We start from the raw sequence: 18,049 nt of genomic DNA, 5'->3' as shown, positions 1-18,049 counted from the left end.
GCTATGCTACGATTATTACATATTGAATTTCAAAAACTACGGTATAACAAAGCTGCAAAAGTTATTACTATTACATATTTTGTGCTTATTACTTTTATCGCTTTAATTGCATCCATTGAGTTCGACTTTGGAGCCATTCATTTTAGAATTGCTGATCAGGGTATATTCAATTTCCCCTATATCTGGCATTTTAATACCTATGTTGCTTCTTGGGCAAAATTATTTTTGGCTATAATTATAGTCTCAATGATGGCTAATGAATATAGTCATCGGACCTTAAAACAAAATTTGATAGATGGTTTAAGTAAAAAAGAATTTATAGCATCCAAGTTTTTAACGGTGGTAGTTTTTGCAATAATTTCAACCATTTTTGTCTTCATTGTATCCCTCATTCTTGGCTTAACATTCTCGGATTATACGGAGTTTTCAATACTCATCAGAGACCTCATATATATTCCCGCCTATTTTGTAAAACTCTTAGCTTTTTTCAGTTTTTGTATGTTTCTTGGAATTTTGGTTAAACGATCTGCATTTGCGCTTGGATTTTTATTTATCTGGTGGATTATCGAAAATATTAGCTATGCCGTGCTGAAGTTCAAAATTTTTAGAGATAGCAATATCGCAGAGCAGATTGTACAATTTTTTCCTTTAGAGGCGATGTCTAACCTCATTCGGGAACCTTTTAGCAGATTAAATTTCATACAATCGGCAGCAGATCAATTAGGGGCTGGATTTCAAAAAGATTATGACATTCATATGTCTCAGATATTAATTGTGTTAATTTGGTCTATAGTTTTTGTTAATCTCTCCTACCTAATATTGAAGAAAAGAGATTTGTAATATCTTTGAGTGTTAGGGCTTAACACATGTTTAAAACACTCATATTTACAATTATTTTCTCGGATTTTTTAGTATCCTTTTGGGTAACGACTGACGCATGTTATTTATACGAAAATCACTATGCTACGCATAAAATTCGGCTTGAAGAATGTGATTCAGACGGCTATACCACCTTTAATCTCACAAAAGCTGATACGCTGTTAGTACCTAAAGAGGATAGTAAGAATTTTATAATCAACTATTATAGAACACAAGAGGATGCAATCAATAACCAGCAGCCTATTCTAACATATCAGAATACCATTGAAGGAGCACAGGGAAATGAACAACTACACGCACGTATTACTAATCGTACCACGCATGAGATTCATTATCATACTATTGCGCTTTACATAAATTATCCTCCCGACATTGTCAGTGAGAGTATAGAGATTCTTTGTGATAATATTGGTACGCTTCTATTAGATGCAGGTTTTAATACAGCTATCAACGCCTCCGATTATGACTTTTTATGGTCCACAGAATCCACAGCCTCAGAGATACAGGTGACAACACCGGGACTATACTCGGTATTAGTTACAAACAAAGCAACAGGATGTTCAGCCTATCGGGAAATTGAAGTCGTATCTTCGGGTCCGGCCAAAACAATCCAAGTTGATATCGATAATCGTAATGCGAGAATAACGGTAGAGGGGGCAGGATTCTATCAATTTGCTATCGAAACTGACGGCGTTTTAAGTTCTTATCAGGAAAGCAATGTTTTTTCCAAATTATCGACCGGCGCACATACAGTCTATATAAAAGATAGTAATGGTTGTTTACCTATACGGACTAAAGAAATTTTAATCATAGATATACCAGAATTTTTTACACCTAATGGAGATGGCATTAATGATAGCTGGCAAGTAGATGGCCTAGGTGCTGACGATATGAAAAATGCATTGATATACATTTTTGACAAACACGGAAAACTGATAAAACAGGTTGTCATTGATGGCAGTGGTTGGGACGGAACTTATAACGGGAACCCGTTGCCAAAGAGTCAATATTGGTACCTTATAGAATTTGGTAACAAAAAAATTAAAGGAAGTTTCACATTATTGCGCTAGCCGTATCTTGTGCTTTACTTATCTTAGTATCAAAAATGAAAAAACATTTATGAAATTTCAGATAGCATCAGATTTTGAACCCACCGGAGACCAACCTTCTGCAATAAAACAACTATCTGATGGCTTATTGGCAGGCGAAAGGCATCAAACCTTATTAGGTGTTACCGGTTCAGGAAAAACGTTTACCGCTGCTAATGTAATTGAGACTGTGCAAAAACCAACTTTAGTACTGGCCCATAATAAAACCTTGGCTGCACAATTGTTTTCAGAATTTAAACAATTTTTTCCTAATAATGCGGTTGAATATTTTGTTTCGTACTACGATTACTACCAGCCCGAAGCCTATATACCGACTTCAGGAACTTTTATAGAAAAGGATTTATCCATTAATGAGGAAATTGAAAAACTTAGGCTCAGTACCACCTCCTCCCTATTATCAGGAAGACGCGATGTATTAGTCGTAGCGTCTGTATCCTGTATTTATGGGATCGGAAATCCAGTAGAGTTTCAGAAAAACGTGATATCCATTCAAAAAGGGCAATTTGTATCAAGAACAGCCTTACTTCATAGATTGGTACAAAGCTTATATTCCCGAACTGAAGCAGAGTTTAAAAATGGTACCTTTAGAATAAAAGGTGATACTGTAGATGTTTTCCCAGGATATGCCGATGATCCTTTTAGAATACACTTTTTTGGAGATGAAATCGAAGAAATTGAAGCCTTTGATACTCAGACTAATGAAATTCTAGAAAAGTATGACCGTCTCAATATTTATCCCGCCAATATGTTTGTTACCTCCCCTGATGTTCTAAACGGTGCTATTAAACAAATTAGTCTAGATTTGGGTAAACAGGTAGAATACTTTAAAGAAATAGGGAAACCCTTGGAAGCAAAACGTTTAGAAGAACGTACTAATTTTGACCTGGAAATGATACGTGAACTTGGTTATTGTTCAGGAATAGAAAACTATTCAAGATACCTGGACGGAAGACTCCCCGGAACACGACCTTTCTGCCTGTTGGATTATTTTCCTGATGACTACCTTATGCTTGTTGATGAAAGTCATGTTACCATTCCGCAAGTACACGCGATGTATGGAGGAGATCGCTCCCGAAAAGAGAATTTAGTTGAATACGGATTTAGATTACCGGCAGCGATGGACAACCGGCCTTTAAAGTTCGAAGAGTTTGAAGCTTTGCAGAATCAAATAATTTATATTAGTGCTACTCCGGCAGACTATGAACTACAAAAGAGTGAAGGCACCTATGTAGAACAAGTTATACGTCCTACAGGACTCCTGGACCCTATTATTGAGGTACGACCAAGTCTTAATCAAATAGATGACTTGATTGAAGAAATGCATCAGCGTATTGAAAAGGACGAGCGCATCTTGGTTACAACCTTGACTAAGCGAATGGCTGAAGAGCTGACCAAATACCTTACTCGAATCAACATTCGATGTCGTTATATCCACAGTGATGTAGACACCCTTGAGCGCGTCGAAATTATGCAGGACTTAAGAAAAGGAATATTTGATGTATTGATTGGGGTTAATTTACTTAGAGAAGGGCTGGATTTGCCAGAAGTTTCACTAGTAGCTATACTAGATGCAGATAAAGAAGGGTTTTTGAGAAATAATAGATCTCTAACACAAACTGTTGGTCGTGCTGCCCGGCACGTCAATGGGAAAGCCATTATGTATGCAGACAAAATTACAGAAAGTATGCAGAAAACAATTGATCAAACTCAGTACAGAAGAGCTAAACAGATACAATATAATACCGAACATGGTTTGACACCAACTGCGATTAAAAAGAATATTGACAGTGCGCTGGCCGGTAAAAAGGTAGAGCCCTATAAATTTGAAAACGCACCAACGCTTCAAGCAGCAGAAGAAGAGACTGCATATTACAGTAAAGAGCAACTGGAAACCAGAATTCGAAACGTACGCAAAGAAATGGAAAAGGCTGCCAAAGAACTGGATTTTATGACTGCCGCCAGATTACGTGATGAAATAAAAATGATGAAAGATAAGATAGATACTATTTAGTGTTTTTGTGGTATACCCGTAATTATATAACGTTTTAGTCACAATAGTCTCAGCGTATAATTTTGTATTTTAGCTTCTATAGAAAATTTAACTGATACACCGTATTCCACCCCCTGTACGTATGAATCTATCAGCTATGCCTAAGGGTATATTTTTCCATTTTTTACAACTTAACCAGAATGCACGTATTATTAAATTTATGTGTTGCTTATGACAGAAAAACTACCCTACAAAACTCTTTTTGAAATAAGTCAGGATCTAATTGCAATTGCAAATATCGATGGCTATTTCAAAAAATTGAATCCTCGGTGGATGACTACCTTAGGTTATACCGAAAAAGAGATGCTCGGTAGACCTTTCATAAATTTTGTACATCCGGAGGATCGTTTAAAAACTGATGAAGTTGCTCAAAAACAGAAAAAAGGTCTTACTGTGTCAAAATTTGAAAATCGATATTTGACTAAAAACGGTGACATTATTTATCTGGAATGGAACGCTACAATTGTAGATGAAACCGGAGATATTTTTGCAATAGCAAGGAACCAAACTGAATTAAAAGAGAAGGAGCTAAAACTCCAAGAATCTGAAGAAATTTTGAAACTAAAAAATCAGCAATTTCAAGATTTATTTAATCTAAGTCAGGACCTCATTGTTATAGCACATAGAGATGGTTATTTCAAAAAAGTCAATCCACAATGGACTGAAAAATTTGGATATTCTGAAGATGAAGTGCTCTCTACCCCATTTATAGATTTTATACATCCTGACGATCGATCTAAAACTGCAAATATGGTACAGGATCAGCTTAATGGAGTCACAGCTATGCAGTTCCATAATAGATACATTGCTAAAAACGGTGACATCTTACACTTAGAATGGAATGCCACTGCCGTGGATGCAACAGGTTTAATTTTTGCCATTGCCAGGGACCAAACAGAATCAATCGATCAGAAAAAAGCGTTAACTACCTCAATAACAAAATTATCAGCAAAGAATAATCAGCTACAAGATTTTGCCTACATAGCCTCTCACAACTTGAGATCTCCCGTGGCTAACATTTTTATTTTAACCAAGTTCCTTATTGATAGTAATCTTGATAAAGAACAACACAAATATGCCAATTTAATTCATGACTCGACTGAGGCGCTTAATAATACCCTTGAGGATTTACTTCATGTAGTTCAACTTAATAAAACTACCGATGCAAATGCGCAACGAATCTCTCTTAAAGAAGTATGTAATACTGTTCTAAAACAATTACATGGTACCGTACTTACTAATCAAGCGCAAATCATCACTGATTTCGAAGAAATCGATACCATAGAATATCCTGAAGGATATTTACATAGCATCTTTTTAAATTTAATTTCAAATGCGATTAAATATAGATCTCCTGATCGTTCGCCGATTATACAAATCAAATCAAAAAAAAATGAGACTTCTGTCGAATTGAGCTTTGAAGACAATGGTATAGGTATTGATTTGAGCAAACATCACAATAAAATTTTTGGTTTCAGAAAAACATTTCATAATCATCCCGAAGCCAGAGGCTTTGGTTTATATATTACAAAATCGCAGGTAGAAGCATTAAACGGAGAAATATCTGTACAAAGCGAACTGGACAAGGGCACCAAATTCATCATAAACCTAGCCTCATAAACATGACAAATAAAAACTTATCTCTTTGCTTAGTTGATGACGATATAATTCATCAATTCATAATCAAAAAACTTGTACAACAGTTGCATCAGCAAGAACGTTTACTCATCTTTTCAAACGGAGAAGAAGCTATCAATTTCATAAAGTCCGTAAGTAATGGGGTAGTAAAGTTACCTGATCTTATACTGCTTGATCTCAATATGCCCATCATGGATGGATGGCAATTTATGGACGAATTTAATTCTATTGCTCCCGATCTTAAAAAGGATATTAAAATCTATATATTATCATCTTCTGATAATCCTGATGACATTGAGCGCGCCAAAGAATACGAACGTATATCAGATTATCTGATTAAACCAATAAATGAGCAACAATTGAAAGAATTAATAGAAACTTTTTAAAAAATAAACGCCCTTATTTGTAAGGGCGCATATTGTAGTTAATTCGGTTACAAGGAGCGATTAATTACTTAATTTCAATTAAACGCTTAGGCTGAACTTTTGCTTCTTCCCTTTTTGGAAGTACCGCTCGCAAAATACCATCTTCGTAAGTCGCTGCAATCTCACCAGTGTTAATCGTGTCCGGCAAATTAAAAGATCTTTTAAAGTCATTATACATGAATTCTCTTCTTGTAAACTTAGGGCTTCCCTCATTTTCTTCATTTTCTGTTTCAGTTTTTGAAGAAATAGTTAGTTTATCATTATCCAATTCAATATTAAAATTTTCTTTTTTCAAACCGGGAGCCGCAAGCTGCACTACGAATTCATCATCATTTTCGATAACATTTACCGCTGGAACATTAAAACCTATTCTACTTTGATTTGTTGTTCCTCCTAGCCAATCAGTATTAAAGAAATCTTCTAATAACAAAGGCATTCTGTCTGTTCTCTTTACTAAACTCATAACGTATATTTTTAATAATTAATTTTTAAACTTTGATATGTGTTATGCAAATTGAGTTCCATAACAGAAATAAAGACATAATGGCATATTTACTCATAATGAGACTGACTTTATGTCAATATCGATGGGTTTTCGGTATGTTCGGGATTAACAAAATCAAACAAACCATTAACTCATTCCGTTTAACTTCACATATTGCTTAAATTTTATTAAATTTATGTTAATATTTTTTGTAGCTTTATGAGCTAACAAACAGATTCACATTCCCAAACCCCCAAATGGAAGAACAATATCAAGCCTTGTTTGAGATGAGTCAAGATCTCTTATGCATAGCAAATGTTGACGGTTATCTTAAGAAAATTAATACGCAATGGTCAAAAAAACTCGGATATACAGTTGAAACATTGACTTCTCAACCTTTTTCGAATTTTGTACATCAGGATGACTTACATAAAACTGCGGACGAGGTTACTAAGCTGAAAGAAGGTAAACCTTCTATATTATTTGAAAACAGATATCGCAAAGCTGATGGCTCCTACATTTGGTTAGAATGGAGCGCTACACCGTTTCAAGAAACGGGAGACCTATTTGCGATTGCCCGAGATATCACTGAATTTAAAGAGGATAAGAATGAATTAGAAACTTTGGTTAGAGAACTAAGCAAGCGTAACCGCCAGCTAGAGGATTTTGCCTATATAATTTCACATAATTTAAGATCACCGGTATCCAATATCATGATGCTTTCTGACTTTTTAAAACAAAATAATCCTGCTCCCTCTCAGATAGAATACATCGATTTACTAGAAAATTCTTCATTAACACTTAATGAAACCTTACGTCAGTTAGTGAGGACCGTCCAAATAAACAGAAAAGTAAATATTAAAAAACAACATGTTGACCTAAGTCAAACACTTGAAAGCACAAAGAGACACCTTAATCAAATGATCACTGATAATAATGCTCGTATTGTGGCTGATTTCACTGGCGTACCAAGTATAAAATACAGCAGGACCTATCTGGAAAATATTTTTTACAATTTGGTTTCTAATGCTATTCGCTACCGAAAGCCAGAAGTTGATCCCGTTATTACTATAGTATCAGAACGTATGGGAGCTAAAACCAAACTGCATTTTACTGATAATGGTCTCGGCATAGATTTAGAACGCTACGGCCATAAAATCTTTGGTCTTAAAAATACCTTTCATGACCATCCGGATTCAAAAGGATTTGGGCTGTTTATTACAAAATCTCAAATAAATGCTTTGGGTGGAGCTATAACCGTGGAAAGTAAAGAGCTCAAAGGCACAACATTTACAATAGCCATTTAATCAGCCGGCGATTTTTAGTTGTAAAATCTAGTGAAAATAGCCATTAATTCTTGAGGAGGGATTACCTTATTCGGGTAATTATGCATCTCTTTCAGGACAGCATCCATGGCTTCCATGCGTAAGCCCATTTTAAAGCCGATTTGTTTTATGCGATAAATCTCCTCTTCGCTCGCCGTATTATCCACATTCATAAGCAGCGTTAGTCGATGAAACTGTAGTATTCTCTGAGACTCCGGAGTTAGCACTTTACTGTCTACTTTATGAGCTGAAACTTGATCAACTTCATCTTTGGTAATTCCTAGTTGAGAAGCTACGGCCAAAATAAAATCATACTCAATAGGTTTCAGTTCTCCATCCACTTTTGCAAAGTGTATCATTTCTGATAACAAACTTAGTTTTTCCTCCTTTTTATACATATTTTTTATTCTGATTTTAATTTGACCCACTCTTGCTTACTCAAAGTGATTCTCTTTTTTAAAGTTTAAAAATAGTTATCTTTGCGACATGGGATTAACAAATAATGACATTTTTAAAAAATTAAGAGTTGCTCATAAGCTGAGGGACGATGATATAGTAAAAATTTGCACTTTGGTAGATTTTAAAGTGACAAAAAGTGAGTTGGGTGCTTTTTTCAGAAATGAGAATCATCCAAAGTATATGGAGTGTGGGGATCAGATATTACGCAATTTTTTAAACGGTCTTATTATCCATTTAAGAGGTCCTATGCCTGAAAAGGGGGCCAATACCCCTACAAAGCCATCTAAAAAAACCAATACATTGTAAAATATACTATTATTGTATAAAAAAAATCGTCTGAATTCTAGAATCCAGACGATTTTTATATACGGTTGAAATATACGCTAATTATCCAATAACAGCTTGTACTTTGTCCGCAGCTTCTTGAAACTCTACTGCACTTTGTACATCCAATCCACTATTATCAATTAATTCTTTAGCTATATCAGCATTTGTTCCTTGTAATCGCACAATGATAGGTACTTTAATTGCATCCCCCATGTTCTTATAGGCATCAACAACCCCCTGAGCAACACGGTCACATCTTACAATACCTCCAAAGATATTAATTAAAATAGCTTTTACATTCTCATCTTTTAAGATCAATCTAAATGCTTCCTCCACACGTTTAGCATCTGCTGTACCACCAACATCAAGGAAGTTAGCCGGTTCTCCACCTGCCTGCTTAATTAAATCCATGGTTGCCATTGCCAGCCCTGCTCCATTCACCATACATCCAACATTTCCGTCCAGGTCAACATAATTAAGACCAACTTCTTTAGCCTCTACTTCAATTGGATTCTCTTCGCGTATATCACGCATTTCAACATAATCCTTATGTCTGTAAAGTGCGTTCTCATCCAACGTAACTTTGGCATCTACTGCCATAATTTTACTATCACTGGTTTTCAACACCGGGTTGATTTCAAAAAGTGAAGAGTCAGATTCTACATACGCTTTATAAAGATTGGCAACAAATTTTGTCATTTCTTTAAAAGCCGTACCGCTTAACCCTAAATTGAAGGCTATACGACGTGCTTGAAAAGGCAATAAACCAACAGTCGGATCGATTTCTTCAGTAAAAATCAAATGTGGTGTTTCTTCTGCAACTGTTTCTATATCCATACCTCCTTCGGTAGAATACATGATCATATTACGTCCGGAAGTTCTATTAAGTAGTACTGACATGTAATACTCATCAGGCTCACTATCCCCAGGATAATATACATCTTCTGCAACTAATACCTGATGTACTTTTTTTCCTTCAGCCGAAGTTTGTGGTGTAACCAGATTCATTCCAATAATCTGTCCTGCAATCTCTTCTACCTCTTTTAAGTTTTTGGCTAGTTTCACACCACCACCTTTACCACGTCCACCTGCATGTACTTGAGCCTTAATTACGTGCCATCCTGTACCGGTTTCTTCTGTTAGCTGTTTTGCTGCATCAACTGCTTCTTTTGCATTATGTGCAACTATACCACGCTGAATGCGTACACCAAAGCTGCTTAATATTTGTTTACCCTGATACTCGTGTAAATTCATAGTTTTATTTTTTGCCTTTATAATAGGAGTCCAAAAATATGAAAAGTGAGGTAACTGTGCCAATCTTTTACAGTAAAAAACTGATCTAGTACACCTGACGTATGCTTAAAGGTTTTAAAGCTAACCAAAACACGCAATTTGAAAGTATACATTACGAGATCCCAATCAATTCATAGCTAGTTTACATTTCGAAATCTTCAAAATCCAATGGATCAAAATTTTTAAAATGCCCATTCATCTGAATGACAGCTTTGGTTCTATTCATTTCTCTGATGACAGGAATAGTAACCTTTAAATGCTTTAAAATATACCGCAAACGGTCCATCTCACTACGAATCGTTAATAGTTGATATTCCTGCTCAATAGATAAGCCAACTTTATGCGCTACTTGATAGCTGACAAGGGGATAATTAAATATCGGGGGTTTATCGATAGTCAGTTCAAAATATAGATTCGCAATATTCTGAAGGACTTCTTCCTGAAGGTCCTGAGTCGTATTGTCGTTATCCTGCTGAAAACTAACCTCTCCGCCTGCGTACAGTTTGTCGGGTAGTTTTTTGTAAAATTTTTCAATTTTAAAAACACGTTGTCCTATACAGACTATATCAATTTTACCATCATCATAGGTCGTTTTAATCAACTCTAGTTCCACCTCGGTGCCGTAAGCCCTAACCTTATCAATGTACGCCGGTATCCCAAAGGTAAGTTTATCCTTGTGCACATCCTGAATAAGCGCTTTATATCTTGGTTCAAAAATATGAAGTGGTATGCGTTCACCGGGAAAAACAACAAGAGGTAATGGAAACAATGGTAATCTCATTTTTATTTTAAAAGTACTAATTCTCTGTCCTTAACGTATATAAACGAGCGTTAAAATAAAATTAAAAGGCCTTATGTCCTTATAGAAATATGACGTATTTGAGACTTAAAAAATAATTTTTTTTAATATAAAATAGTACTTTCGTACCCTTAAAATATCATGTAATGAAGAATTCAGATTTATTAGAAATCGCAGCACAATTTGGGAGTCCGGTTTATGTATATGATTCCGAAAAAATTTCTACACAGTACCACAGATTATCAAGCGCCTTCAAGAAGGTTAAACAGGTAAAATTCAATTATGCGGTAAAGGCTCTTTCTAATGTTTCGATTCTTAAGATAATGAAGTCTTTGGGAGCAGGTCTAGACACAGTTTCTGTTCAAGAAGTTCGATTGGGATTGCATGCAGGCTTCGCTCCGGAAAACATCATCTATACTCCTAATGGTGTATCGCTTGAAGAGATCGAACGGGTTTCAAAAATGGGTGTACAAATAAATATTGATAATCTTTCAATATTAGAACAATTCGGCACAAAATATCCAAACGTTCCTGTTTGTATCCGAATTAATCCACACGTCATGGCCGGGGGTAATAGTAACATATCTGTTGGTCACATTGATAGTAAATTTGGAATTTCAGTACATCAAATTCCCCACGTTTTGAGGATAGTTGAGAATACAGAAATGAATATTAACGGAGTCCATATGCATACAGGAAGTGATATTCTGGATATTGAAGTATTCTTATATGCGAGTGAAATATTATTTGATACTGCAAAACATTTTAAAAATCTTGAATTTATTGATTTTGGTAGTGGTTTCAAAGTACCTTATAAGCCTAATGATATAGAAACTAATATTGAAGAATTAGGCGAGAAGCTAACAAGACGTTTTAATTCGTTTTGCAAAGAATATGGTAAAGACCTAACCCTAGGATTCGAACCCGGTAAGTTTTTAGTTAGTGAAGCAGGTAATTTCCTAACAAAGGTTAATGTGGTAAAACAGACAACTTCTACGGTGTTTGCCGGTGTTGATAGTGGCTTTAATCACCTTATCAGACCAATGTTATATAACTCACACCACGAAATTATAAATATTAACAATCCAGAGGGAAAAGAACGCTTTTACTCTGTGGTTGGTTACATTTGTGAGACTGATACATTTGCTACTAACCGAAGAATCTCTGAAATAAAAGAAGGTGACATCTTGGCTTTTAAAAATGCAGGTGCCTATTGTTTCTCTATGGCAAGTAACTATAACTCTAGATACAGACCGGCAGAAGTTTTATGGCATGAAGGTAGCGCACATTTAATTCGTAAAAGAGAAAATTTTGAAGACTTATTGCATAATCAGGTGGAAATAGAAATCAATTCTGAAGCAGTTCCCGCAAATTAAAATAGAAAGCACTATCAATGAAAACTGTAACTGCTCAATAGGTGGTTACAGTTTTTTTTATACTAAAAAATCTCCGAGCAGAAAACTGGAAACTATTACTCACATTTTTCTAATATTTCTTACTAGATACTCCAAACCATTTAATTTTAATTCATAAATAGTTTGTAGTTGTTTCCCTAAAGTTCCTTGAGGAAACCCCTTATTATGGTACCAAACGATATAGTATTCAGGTAAGTCAATCAGATAATAATCCTTGAATTTGCCAAAAGGCATTTTGGCAGTTGACAACTTTACTAAAAAAGCTTTTTGCGCATCAGTATTCATTCTTTAAACGCACTTTTATTTAGCAAAACCATCATAGTATTGAATCAAGCGATTCACTTTCTCTTCCCATTTTTTCTGACTCTCTTTATTACGAGAGTGATCGGTTTCAATATCATACTGCTCCTGCATGTTCGTTCGCATCCGCTCAACAAGTTTATACATCTTGTTTAAGTCACGACGAATATTCTTACCTGGCTTATATTCTTTGAGACGTTTTCGCATAATTCGCGCATGCAATTCAGAAATATCAAAATGAAGTTGCTCATGTGCTAACAGGTAATCAGTCATTTGTCCTTTTTTGACCCAAGAAAGTAAGGGATAGCAAAAACTGTCAACATCATACTTAAGCTCTATCGCTTCTTTATCCTTACTATACGACCATTGATACGTGATACCTGTATTTACACTCGCATCAAAATCATTGTCAAGCCTTGGGTCTCCGCGAAAATCTGACCAATCTAAAATGCTTTTTTCGGTATAAGAAAATCTTTCAACATAACCATCATTTAAAAAAAATATAGATAAAAGTATAGTAAAAAATTTACTCATAATTATAAAATTATGCCCTGCATTATCACTCAATACCACCAATAACAACCGGACAATACGGGGCAAAGTATTGCGCGTTACTGTGATAATTTACATCAAAATTAGTAAAAAACTATTGTCTATACTGCAACAATTTACTCATTAAAATGACAATAATTAAATTTAATTCAACAAAACCAATTTTCATACCATAATAACAAAATTTATTCAAATCACAATTAAATCCGATTAAAATTTAGTTTGATTATGTATTAAATCATTGAATCACAAAAATGTAACTTTTATTTCAGTTATTAAAATAATTTTCTGGTATAACTACATAAAAGTATATGCTTTAACTTTTACAAGTTAATCGACTGCAGTTAATTTCAAATTTTCATCAAATCGAATCAAGTACAAAGCTTTATTATAGTATCCGCCAGAAACTTTTTTAGCATAATTAAACTTATTTTCAATATACTCTGTAGTCCCTTCATAGGTAGCAGCTTGGTATACATTATCGGCTGTTCCTAATCGCATCAAAATATCGTAGGTAATATCATATCCGCGTACTGCGTACTTATTAGGTGCAACCCCATACTTCTTCTTATAACGCTCTACAAAAGGTATTCGTGAAATTGAACTATCCTCGTACTCCTTATCAATAGAAGGAAAATGCAAATGCAAGTTTGATAAATGCATATTGTTTACACTATCATTCTCAAAGGCATTATTTTTATCTGTTGTGAATAAAGTAACGTCGTGACTCTCAGCTTTGGCATTAAGTAGAGGGGTTACATTACTAATCATCGCAATATCATCAGATTCTAAGAACACCCAGTTAGGCTTCCCTTCAACCAAAACTTTTTCCAAATCTGGTCGTAACAGAAAATTACCTTCTTGAATTTTAGCAATTTTAGCTTGTGGAAAGGCTTTTATCAACTTTTCTTTAACTGCTTCAAAACGTTTCCCTTCTTGAATCACAAGAATAATATTCTTGTCTGTTGAGTCATTTTGCACATATGATATCACCTTCTCCTGAAGCATTATGTCTGAGGGACGTGTCTGAAAAAAATTTCCATACAGCTTGGATTCCTTTTTTGAAATAGGAGAAAACACAGGAACATCGTATTGTTTTAACTCTTGAGCTACCAATTCTACGTTGGCCTGATATAGAGGTCCGATAACTGCATTCATTTCATTGAAATTATTATCTCTAATAATCTTTTTGAGATGCACAGGGTTATTATTCATTTTTGTATCAAAAACATCAAGCTCTATGGTGATTCCTTTTTCCTTGGCAGAATCTACAGCAACCAAAACACCACTATAAAAGTCCAAGGCAACCCTAGCTCCACGTTTTGCTCTTAAAAAGTCTTCAGTATCCTGACGCTGTTCCATATTGAGAGAGTCCAGACTAAAAGGCAACATTACGGCTACTTTTTTAGGCGTAAAATTATATAACTTCCGTTCTAAATTTATTGATTTTCCTTCTGCAAAATCAAACGCAAGCGAGTCCTTCACCTTGGACTTAGGAATAGTAATAACCATTCCTGCCTTCAGTCCATCTTTTATATAAGGATTAATTGCTAATAAAGAATCAGAAGAGATATCTAATCTTCGAACCAGCGAAAACATCGTTTCTTTAGGTTTGATTTCGTACAATTCAAAACCAGATTCCAATAGCTCTTCATATCCAACAAACACTGTACTAGGTACTACAATTTGCATCCCTATCGGAAAATCGGGATTCATAGTGGGATTGAGTCGTTCTAATTCACTGATAGTTATTCCATGCTTGCGTGCTATACCGAATTTTGTGTCTTTTGGTTGTATAGTATATTTAGTAGTGGTTGAAACTCTAGCACTAATACTATCTTTGGCGGTAGAAATTGCCACACCTGTCTCATACACGGGAATTCGTAATTTATCACGTTTTCTTATTTCTTCAGAATAAAGCCGTTTGTTATGTTTTTTAATTTCGTCAACTGTAACATCATATGCATTTGCAATACCATACAAAGTCTCTTTACGCTGAACCTTATGTGTTTTGAAGCTCACAATTTTACGCTCCGGCACAGCCTTTAAGCTGTCCAAAACAGCTAATTTTCCTTGGTGATCCTTGGCATCAATTGCCGTAGCTACTTCTTTCGCTAGCTTACCTACTTTTAAAATTTCACCCAAATTAATACCATTACGCGCTTCGGGATTATAAATATAAACCTCTGCAGTAGTGATACCGTAGCGTTTTGCAATATTGTATACAGTATCTCCTTCACCAACCACATGTGTTTTGAATTCTTGATCATTGGTTACAGGAATTGCCAGAATTTGACCTTCTTTAATTCCATCCTTAGCAGTAGGATTAATTCGGTAAATAGCTTCAGAAGTTGTATTATACCGCTTTGCAATCCTGAAAACATTTTCCCCCTTAGCTACTTTATGACTTTTATACTGCTGTGCATATGTCGTAAACATAAAGCAAAAAAAAGCACAGAAAAACAATATTTTTTTCATACCCATACGTTGTATTAATTCATTTTTAATCTTACCCCAGCTCCAGCATACATCATACTATTTAGCCTTTTTACTCCCATTCAATAGTAGCAGGTGGTTTTGAGCTAATATCATACACTACTCTATTAACGCCTTTTACTCTATTTATTATCTCATTTGAGGTCTTTTGCAAAAATTCATATGGCAAATTAACCCAATCTGCAGTCATACCATCCGTACTTTCTACAGCTCTAAGAGCCACACAGTTTTCATAAGTCCGTTCATCTCCCATAACGCCCACCGTATTCACAGGCAGAAGTATTGCTCCAGCTTGCCAGACTTTATCATACAGCCCATGTGCTCTTAAACCATTAATAAATATAGCATCTACTTCCTGCAAAATACGCACTTTTTCTGGCGTTATATCTCCCAGAATTCGTATTGCCAAGCCTGGTCCCGGGAAAGGGTGTCTTCCTAATAGCAAGGGATCAATCCCCATAGAAGCCCCAACACGTCGTACTTCATCTTTAAACAACATACGTAGCGGTTCCACTACTTTCAGTTTCATGAAATCAGGAAGCCCTCCGACATTATGATGCGATTTAATGGTAACTGAGGGTCCGTTGACAGATACTGATTCTATTACATCAGGATAAATTGTCCCTTGTCCTAACCATTTTGCGTCTTCAATTTGATGTGACTCATCATCAAAAACTTCGATAAACGAATTACCGATCGTCTTTCTTTTTTCTTCGGGATCACTCTTTCCTGCTAACGCATCCAAAAAGCGTGCCGAAGCATCCACTCCTTTTACATTGAGACCCATCCCTTCATATTGCTTAAGCACCGAAGAGAACTCATCTTTACGGAGTAGTCCATTATTAACAAAAATACAATGTAGATTACTTCCTATTGCCTTATGAAGTAAGATTGCCGCTACCGTAGAATCAACTCCGCCGCTGAGACCTAACACTACTTTTTCGTTTCCAATCTTTTCTTTTAACTCTGCCACCGTAGTTTCGACAAAAGCATCAGGTGTCCAATCTGGCGTTACACCTGCTATTTTAATTAAAAAATTATCCAGAAACTGTTTTCCGTCTGTAGAGTGGTAAACTTCTGGATGAAACTGTATAGCATAAGTCTGTTCACCTTCGATTTTATAAGCAGCATTTGCTACATCGGTAGTTGATGCCAAACGCACTCCGTTTTCGGGCAAATCTTTGATGGTATCACTATGACTCATCCATACTTGTGAACCATCTTTTACACCTTTAAAGAATACATCATCTTTTGCCAGAATTGAAAGATTCGCTCTCCCATATTCTCTAGTGGCCGATGGTGCTACTTGTCCTCCATGAAAATGGGCTAGATATTGTGCTCCATAACAAATTGCCAATAAAGGAAGTTTACCTCTTATTTTTGACAACTCAGGATGCGGTGCATCTTCTGCTCGTACTGAGAAAGGAGATCCTGATAAAATTACGGCTTTAAACTCGGAAACATTATCCGGTAGCTTATGATACGGGTGGATTTCACAATAGATATTTAACTCTCTAACTCGTCTAGCGATTAACTGAGTATACTGTGATCCAAAATCTAAAATGAGTACGTTGTTTTGCATAGGCAAAAATAAAATTAAATTGAGAACCTCGAAATCCTAAATGATTTAATTTTTCAGTTCGTTAATATTTTTATAAACATACGCTATACGACCCTTTAAAACCTATATGCTTACTACCTTTATATAAAAAAGATGCTTTTCGAAAAAAGTAAAAAGTTCCTTATTGTTTCTTTGTGTACGCTAACTTTAGGTAGCTGTATAAGTGAGAAGAATATTCTTAACAGGGTGATTCCAAAAAGTTTAAATACCACTTCCTTTCTTTCCATACCAATTGACTCAAGTAATACAACCGGAGCCCTACAAACCAATGATGGTAGGTCAGACTGGAAATTTAATTTAAAAACACCTTCACTGGAATCTGGTAAACAATATCCGTTATTTATATTATTACATGGCGGAGTTGCCAGTAAGAACTATTTAAAATTTAGCAATTGTTTAGTAGCTCCGGCTTTAAATAGCATGAACGGTTTTATTTTTAGTCCTTCCGGGGCATGGAGAACCTGGAGTATGTCATATTTAGAAAAACGGATTGATGATTTTATCATCTTGGCTAAAAAGCACTGGCCTATCGATCCGCAAAAAATTGTTTTAATTGGTTACAGCAATGGAGCTATGGCAGGCTGGGAACGCGCACAACAATTAAATCAACCATTCTCTGCCTATATACTTATGGGATCTGACGGAAAATCCAAACAGATCATTACCACACCAACCTATGTGATTCAAGGTACGGACGATCATTTTTTTTCATTTAAGAAAGTTGAGAAGAGAATACATAAAGCTAAACTTGAAGGCTCCAATCTTACGTTAAAAAAAGCTCAAAATAAAACTCATATAAAAGCTTGTGACTATGTAACAGAATTGAAATCAGCAGGAACATGGCTCGAAGAATCCGTATGGAATTGATTTATCTCAT

17 protein-coding genes are annotated in these 18,049 nt (G+C 35.4%); 9 read left to right on the top strand and 8 right to left on the bottom strand.

Annotation, left to right across the window (positions count from 1 at the left end; translation table 11 throughout):
• Positions 1 to 3: 3 nt before the first annotated feature.
• From BD809_RS14325 to BD809_RS14305, 5 genes are all read left to right on the top strand, one after another.
• The gene (locus BD809_RS14325; protein WP_148783669.1) at positions 4 to 840 is read left to right on the top strand and encodes an ABC transporter permease; all 837 of its coding nucleotides are present in this window, start codon (positions 4 to 6) and stop codon (positions 838 to 840) included.
• A 26-nt stretch (positions 841 to 866) separates the two neighbouring features.
• The gene (locus BD809_RS14320) at positions 867 to 1,949 is read left to right on the top strand and encodes a T9SS type B sorting domain-containing protein (protein WP_148783668.1); all 1,083 of its coding nucleotides are present in this window, start codon (positions 867 to 869) and stop codon (positions 1,947 to 1,949) included.
• A gap of 49 nt (positions 1,950 to 1,998) precedes the next feature.
• Positions 1,999 to 3,999: an excinuclease ABC subunit UvrB gene (gene uvrB / locus BD809_RS14315; protein ID WP_148783667.1), complete on the top strand. Its 2,001-nt coding sequence runs from the start codon at positions 1,999 to 2,001 to the stop codon at positions 3,997 to 3,999.
• 210 nt (positions 4,000 to 4,209) lie between these two features.
• Complete coding sequence (locus BD809_RS14310; protein ID WP_148783666.1) at positions 4,210 to 5,658, top strand: sensor histidine kinase; 1,449 nt, start codon at positions 4,210 to 4,212, stop codon at positions 5,656 to 5,658.
• 2 nt (positions 5,659 to 5,660) lie between these two features.
• Positions 5,661 to 6,062: a response regulator gene (locus BD809_RS14305; RefSeq protein ID WP_148783665.1), complete on the top strand. Its 402-nt coding sequence runs from the start codon at positions 5,661 to 5,663 to the stop codon at positions 6,060 to 6,062.
• 64 nt (positions 6,063 to 6,126) lie between these two features.
• Here the strand turns inward: BD809_RS14305 and BD809_RS14300 are convergent, their stop codons facing one another.
• A complete protein-coding gene (locus tag BD809_RS14300) occupies positions 6,127 to 6,564 on the bottom strand; it encodes an Hsp20/alpha crystallin family protein (RefSeq protein WP_148783664.1) in 438 nt (145 codons plus the stop codon).
• 278 nt (positions 6,565 to 6,842) lie between these two features.
• Here BD809_RS14300 and BD809_RS14295 point away from each other — a divergent pair, with 278 nt between their 5' ends.
• Entirely contained in the window at positions 6,843 to 7,892 is a 1,050-nt protein-coding gene (locus BD809_RS14295) for a PAS domain-containing sensor histidine kinase (protein WP_148783663.1), read from the top strand.
• A 14-nt stretch (positions 7,893 to 7,906) separates the two neighbouring features.
• Here the strand turns inward: BD809_RS14295 and BD809_RS14290 are convergent, their stop codons facing one another.
• Positions 7,907 to 8,308 carry a TerB family tellurite resistance protein gene (locus tag BD809_RS14290; protein ID WP_148783662.1) on the bottom strand — a complete coding sequence of 134 codons (402 nt, stop codon included), beginning with the start codon at positions 8,306 to 8,308 and terminating at the stop codon, positions 7,907 to 7,909.
• 88 nt (positions 8,309 to 8,396) lie between these two features.
• On the opposite strand from BD809_RS14290, the gene BD809_RS14285 reads away from it, so the two are divergent.
• Positions 8,397 to 8,675 (top strand): DUF1456 family protein, encoded by a 279-nt coding sequence (locus tag BD809_RS14285; protein ID WP_148783661.1) that lies wholly within the window; start codon positions 8,397 to 8,399, stop codon positions 8,673 to 8,675.
• A gap of 81 nt (positions 8,676 to 8,756) precedes the next feature.
• On the opposite strand, the gene sucC is transcribed toward BD809_RS14285, so the two are convergent.
• Complete coding sequence (gene sucC, locus BD809_RS14280; RefSeq protein WP_148783660.1) at positions 8,757 to 9,950, bottom strand: ADP-forming succinate--CoA ligase subunit beta; 1,194 nt, start codon at positions 9,948 to 9,950, stop codon at positions 8,757 to 8,759.
• 181 nt (positions 9,951 to 10,131) lie between these two features.
• Complete coding sequence (locus BD809_RS14275) at positions 10,132 to 10,770, bottom strand: LON peptidase substrate-binding domain-containing protein (protein ID WP_148783659.1); 639 nt, start codon at positions 10,768 to 10,770, stop codon at positions 10,132 to 10,134.
• Between the two features lie 164 nt (positions 10,771 to 10,934).
• On the opposite strand from BD809_RS14275, the gene lysA reads away from it, so the two are divergent.
• Positions 10,935 to 12,164: a diaminopimelate decarboxylase gene (gene lysA, locus BD809_RS14270; protein WP_148783658.1), complete on the top strand. Its 1,230-nt coding sequence runs from the start codon at positions 10,935 to 10,937 to the stop codon at positions 12,162 to 12,164.
• 99 nt (positions 12,165 to 12,263) lie between these two features.
• Here lysA and BD809_RS14265 read toward each other — a convergent pair whose 3' ends face one another.
• The 4 genes from BD809_RS14265 to guaA all read right to left on the bottom strand — a co-directional run bounded on the left by BD809_RS14265 (position 12,264) and on the right by guaA (position 17,133).
• Positions 12,264 to 12,488: a DUF3820 family protein gene (locus tag BD809_RS14265; protein ID WP_148783657.1), complete on the bottom strand. Its 225-nt coding sequence runs from the start codon at positions 12,486 to 12,488 to the stop codon at positions 12,264 to 12,266.
• A 15-nt stretch (positions 12,489 to 12,503) separates the two neighbouring features.
• A complete protein-coding gene (locus tag BD809_RS14260; protein WP_148783656.1) occupies positions 12,504 to 13,037 on the bottom strand; it encodes a DUF922 domain-containing protein in 534 nt (177 codons plus the stop codon).
• A gap of 348 nt (positions 13,038 to 13,385) precedes the next feature.
• Entirely contained in the window at positions 13,386 to 15,533 is a 2,148-nt protein-coding gene (locus tag BD809_RS14255) for a LysM peptidoglycan-binding domain-containing protein (RefSeq protein WP_170251897.1), read from the bottom strand.
• Between the two features lie 70 nt (positions 15,534 to 15,603).
• Complete coding sequence (guaA, locus tag BD809_RS14250) at positions 15,604 to 17,133, bottom strand: glutamine-hydrolyzing GMP synthase (protein ID WP_148783654.1); 1,530 nt, start codon at positions 17,131 to 17,133, stop codon at positions 15,604 to 15,606.
• 132 nt (positions 17,134 to 17,265) lie between these two features.
• Here guaA and BD809_RS14245 point away from each other — a divergent pair, with 132 nt between their 5' ends.
• Positions 17,266 to 18,039, top strand: a complete 774-nt coding sequence (locus tag BD809_RS14245; protein WP_148783653.1) for a dienelactone hydrolase family protein — start codon at positions 17,266 to 17,268, stop codon at positions 18,037 to 18,039.
• Positions 18,040 to 18,049: the final 10 nt, after the last annotated feature.

The sequence above is a fragment of the Aquimarina intermedia genome (genome assembly GCF_008124785.1).
In the GTDB taxonomy this organism is placed as follows: Bacteria; Bacteroidota; Bacteroidia; order Flavobacteriales; family Flavobacteriaceae; genus Aquimarina; species Aquimarina intermedia.
This window is presented reverse-complemented; position numbering and strand designations above follow the sequence as displayed.

Bases quoted from the DNA above. Each gene is read 5' to 3' on its own strand.
- BD809_RS14325 (WP_148783669.1), top strand. From the start codon at position 4: ATGCTACGATTATTACATATTGAATTTCAAAAACTACGGTATAACAAA.
- BD809_RS14320 (WP_148783668.1), top strand. From the start codon at position 867: ATGTTTAAAACACTCATATTTACAATTATTTTCTCGGATTTTTTAGTA.
- uvrB (WP_148783667.1), top strand. From the start codon at position 1,999: ATGAAATTTCAGATAGCATCAGATTTTGAACCCACCGGAGACCAACCT.
- BD809_RS14310 (WP_148783666.1), top strand. From the start codon at position 4,210: ATGACAGAAAAACTACCCTACAAAACTCTTTTTGAAATAAGTCAGGAT.
- BD809_RS14305 (WP_148783665.1), top strand. From the start codon at position 5,661: ATGACAAATAAAAACTTATCTCTTTGCTTAGTTGATGACGATATAATT.
- BD809_RS14300 (WP_148783664.1), bottom strand. From the start codon at position 6,564: ATGAGTTTAGTAAAGAGAACAGACAGAATGCCTTTGTTATTAGAAGAT.
- BD809_RS14295 (WP_148783663.1), top strand. From the start codon at position 6,843: ATGGAAGAACAATATCAAGCCTTGTTTGAGATGAGTCAAGATCTCTTA.
- BD809_RS14290 (WP_148783662.1), bottom strand. From the start codon at position 8,308: ATGTATAAAAAGGAGGAAAAACTAAGTTTGTTATCAGAAATGATACAC.
- BD809_RS14285 (WP_148783661.1), top strand. From the start codon at position 8,397: ATGGGATTAACAAATAATGACATTTTTAAAAAATTAAGAGTTGCTCAT.
- sucC (WP_148783660.1), bottom strand. From the start codon at position 9,950: ATGAATTTACACGAGTATCAGGGTAAACAAATATTAAGCAGCTTTGGT.
- BD809_RS14275 (WP_148783659.1), bottom strand. From the start codon at position 10,770: ATGAGATTACCATTGTTTCCATTACCTCTTGTTGTTTTTCCCGGTGAA.
- lysA (WP_148783658.1), top strand. From the start codon at position 10,935: ATGAAGAATTCAGATTTATTAGAAATCGCAGCACAATTTGGGAGTCCG.
- BD809_RS14265 (WP_148783657.1), bottom strand. From the start codon at position 12,488: ATGAATACTGATGCGCAAAAAGCTTTTTTAGTAAAGTTGTCAACTGCC.
- BD809_RS14260 (WP_148783656.1), bottom strand. From the start codon at position 13,037: ATGAGTAAATTTTTTACTATACTTTTATCTATATTTTTTTTAAATGAT.
- BD809_RS14255 (WP_170251897.1), bottom strand. From the start codon at position 15,533: ATGAAAAAAATATTGTTTTTCTGTGCTTTTTTTTGCTTTATGTTTACG.
- guaA (WP_148783654.1), bottom strand. From the start codon at position 17,133: ATGCAAAACAACGTACTCATTTTAGATTTTGGATCACAGTATACTCAG.
- BD809_RS14245 (WP_148783653.1), top strand. From the start codon at position 17,266: ATGCTTTTCGAAAAAAGTAAAAAGTTCCTTATTGTTTCTTTGTGTACG.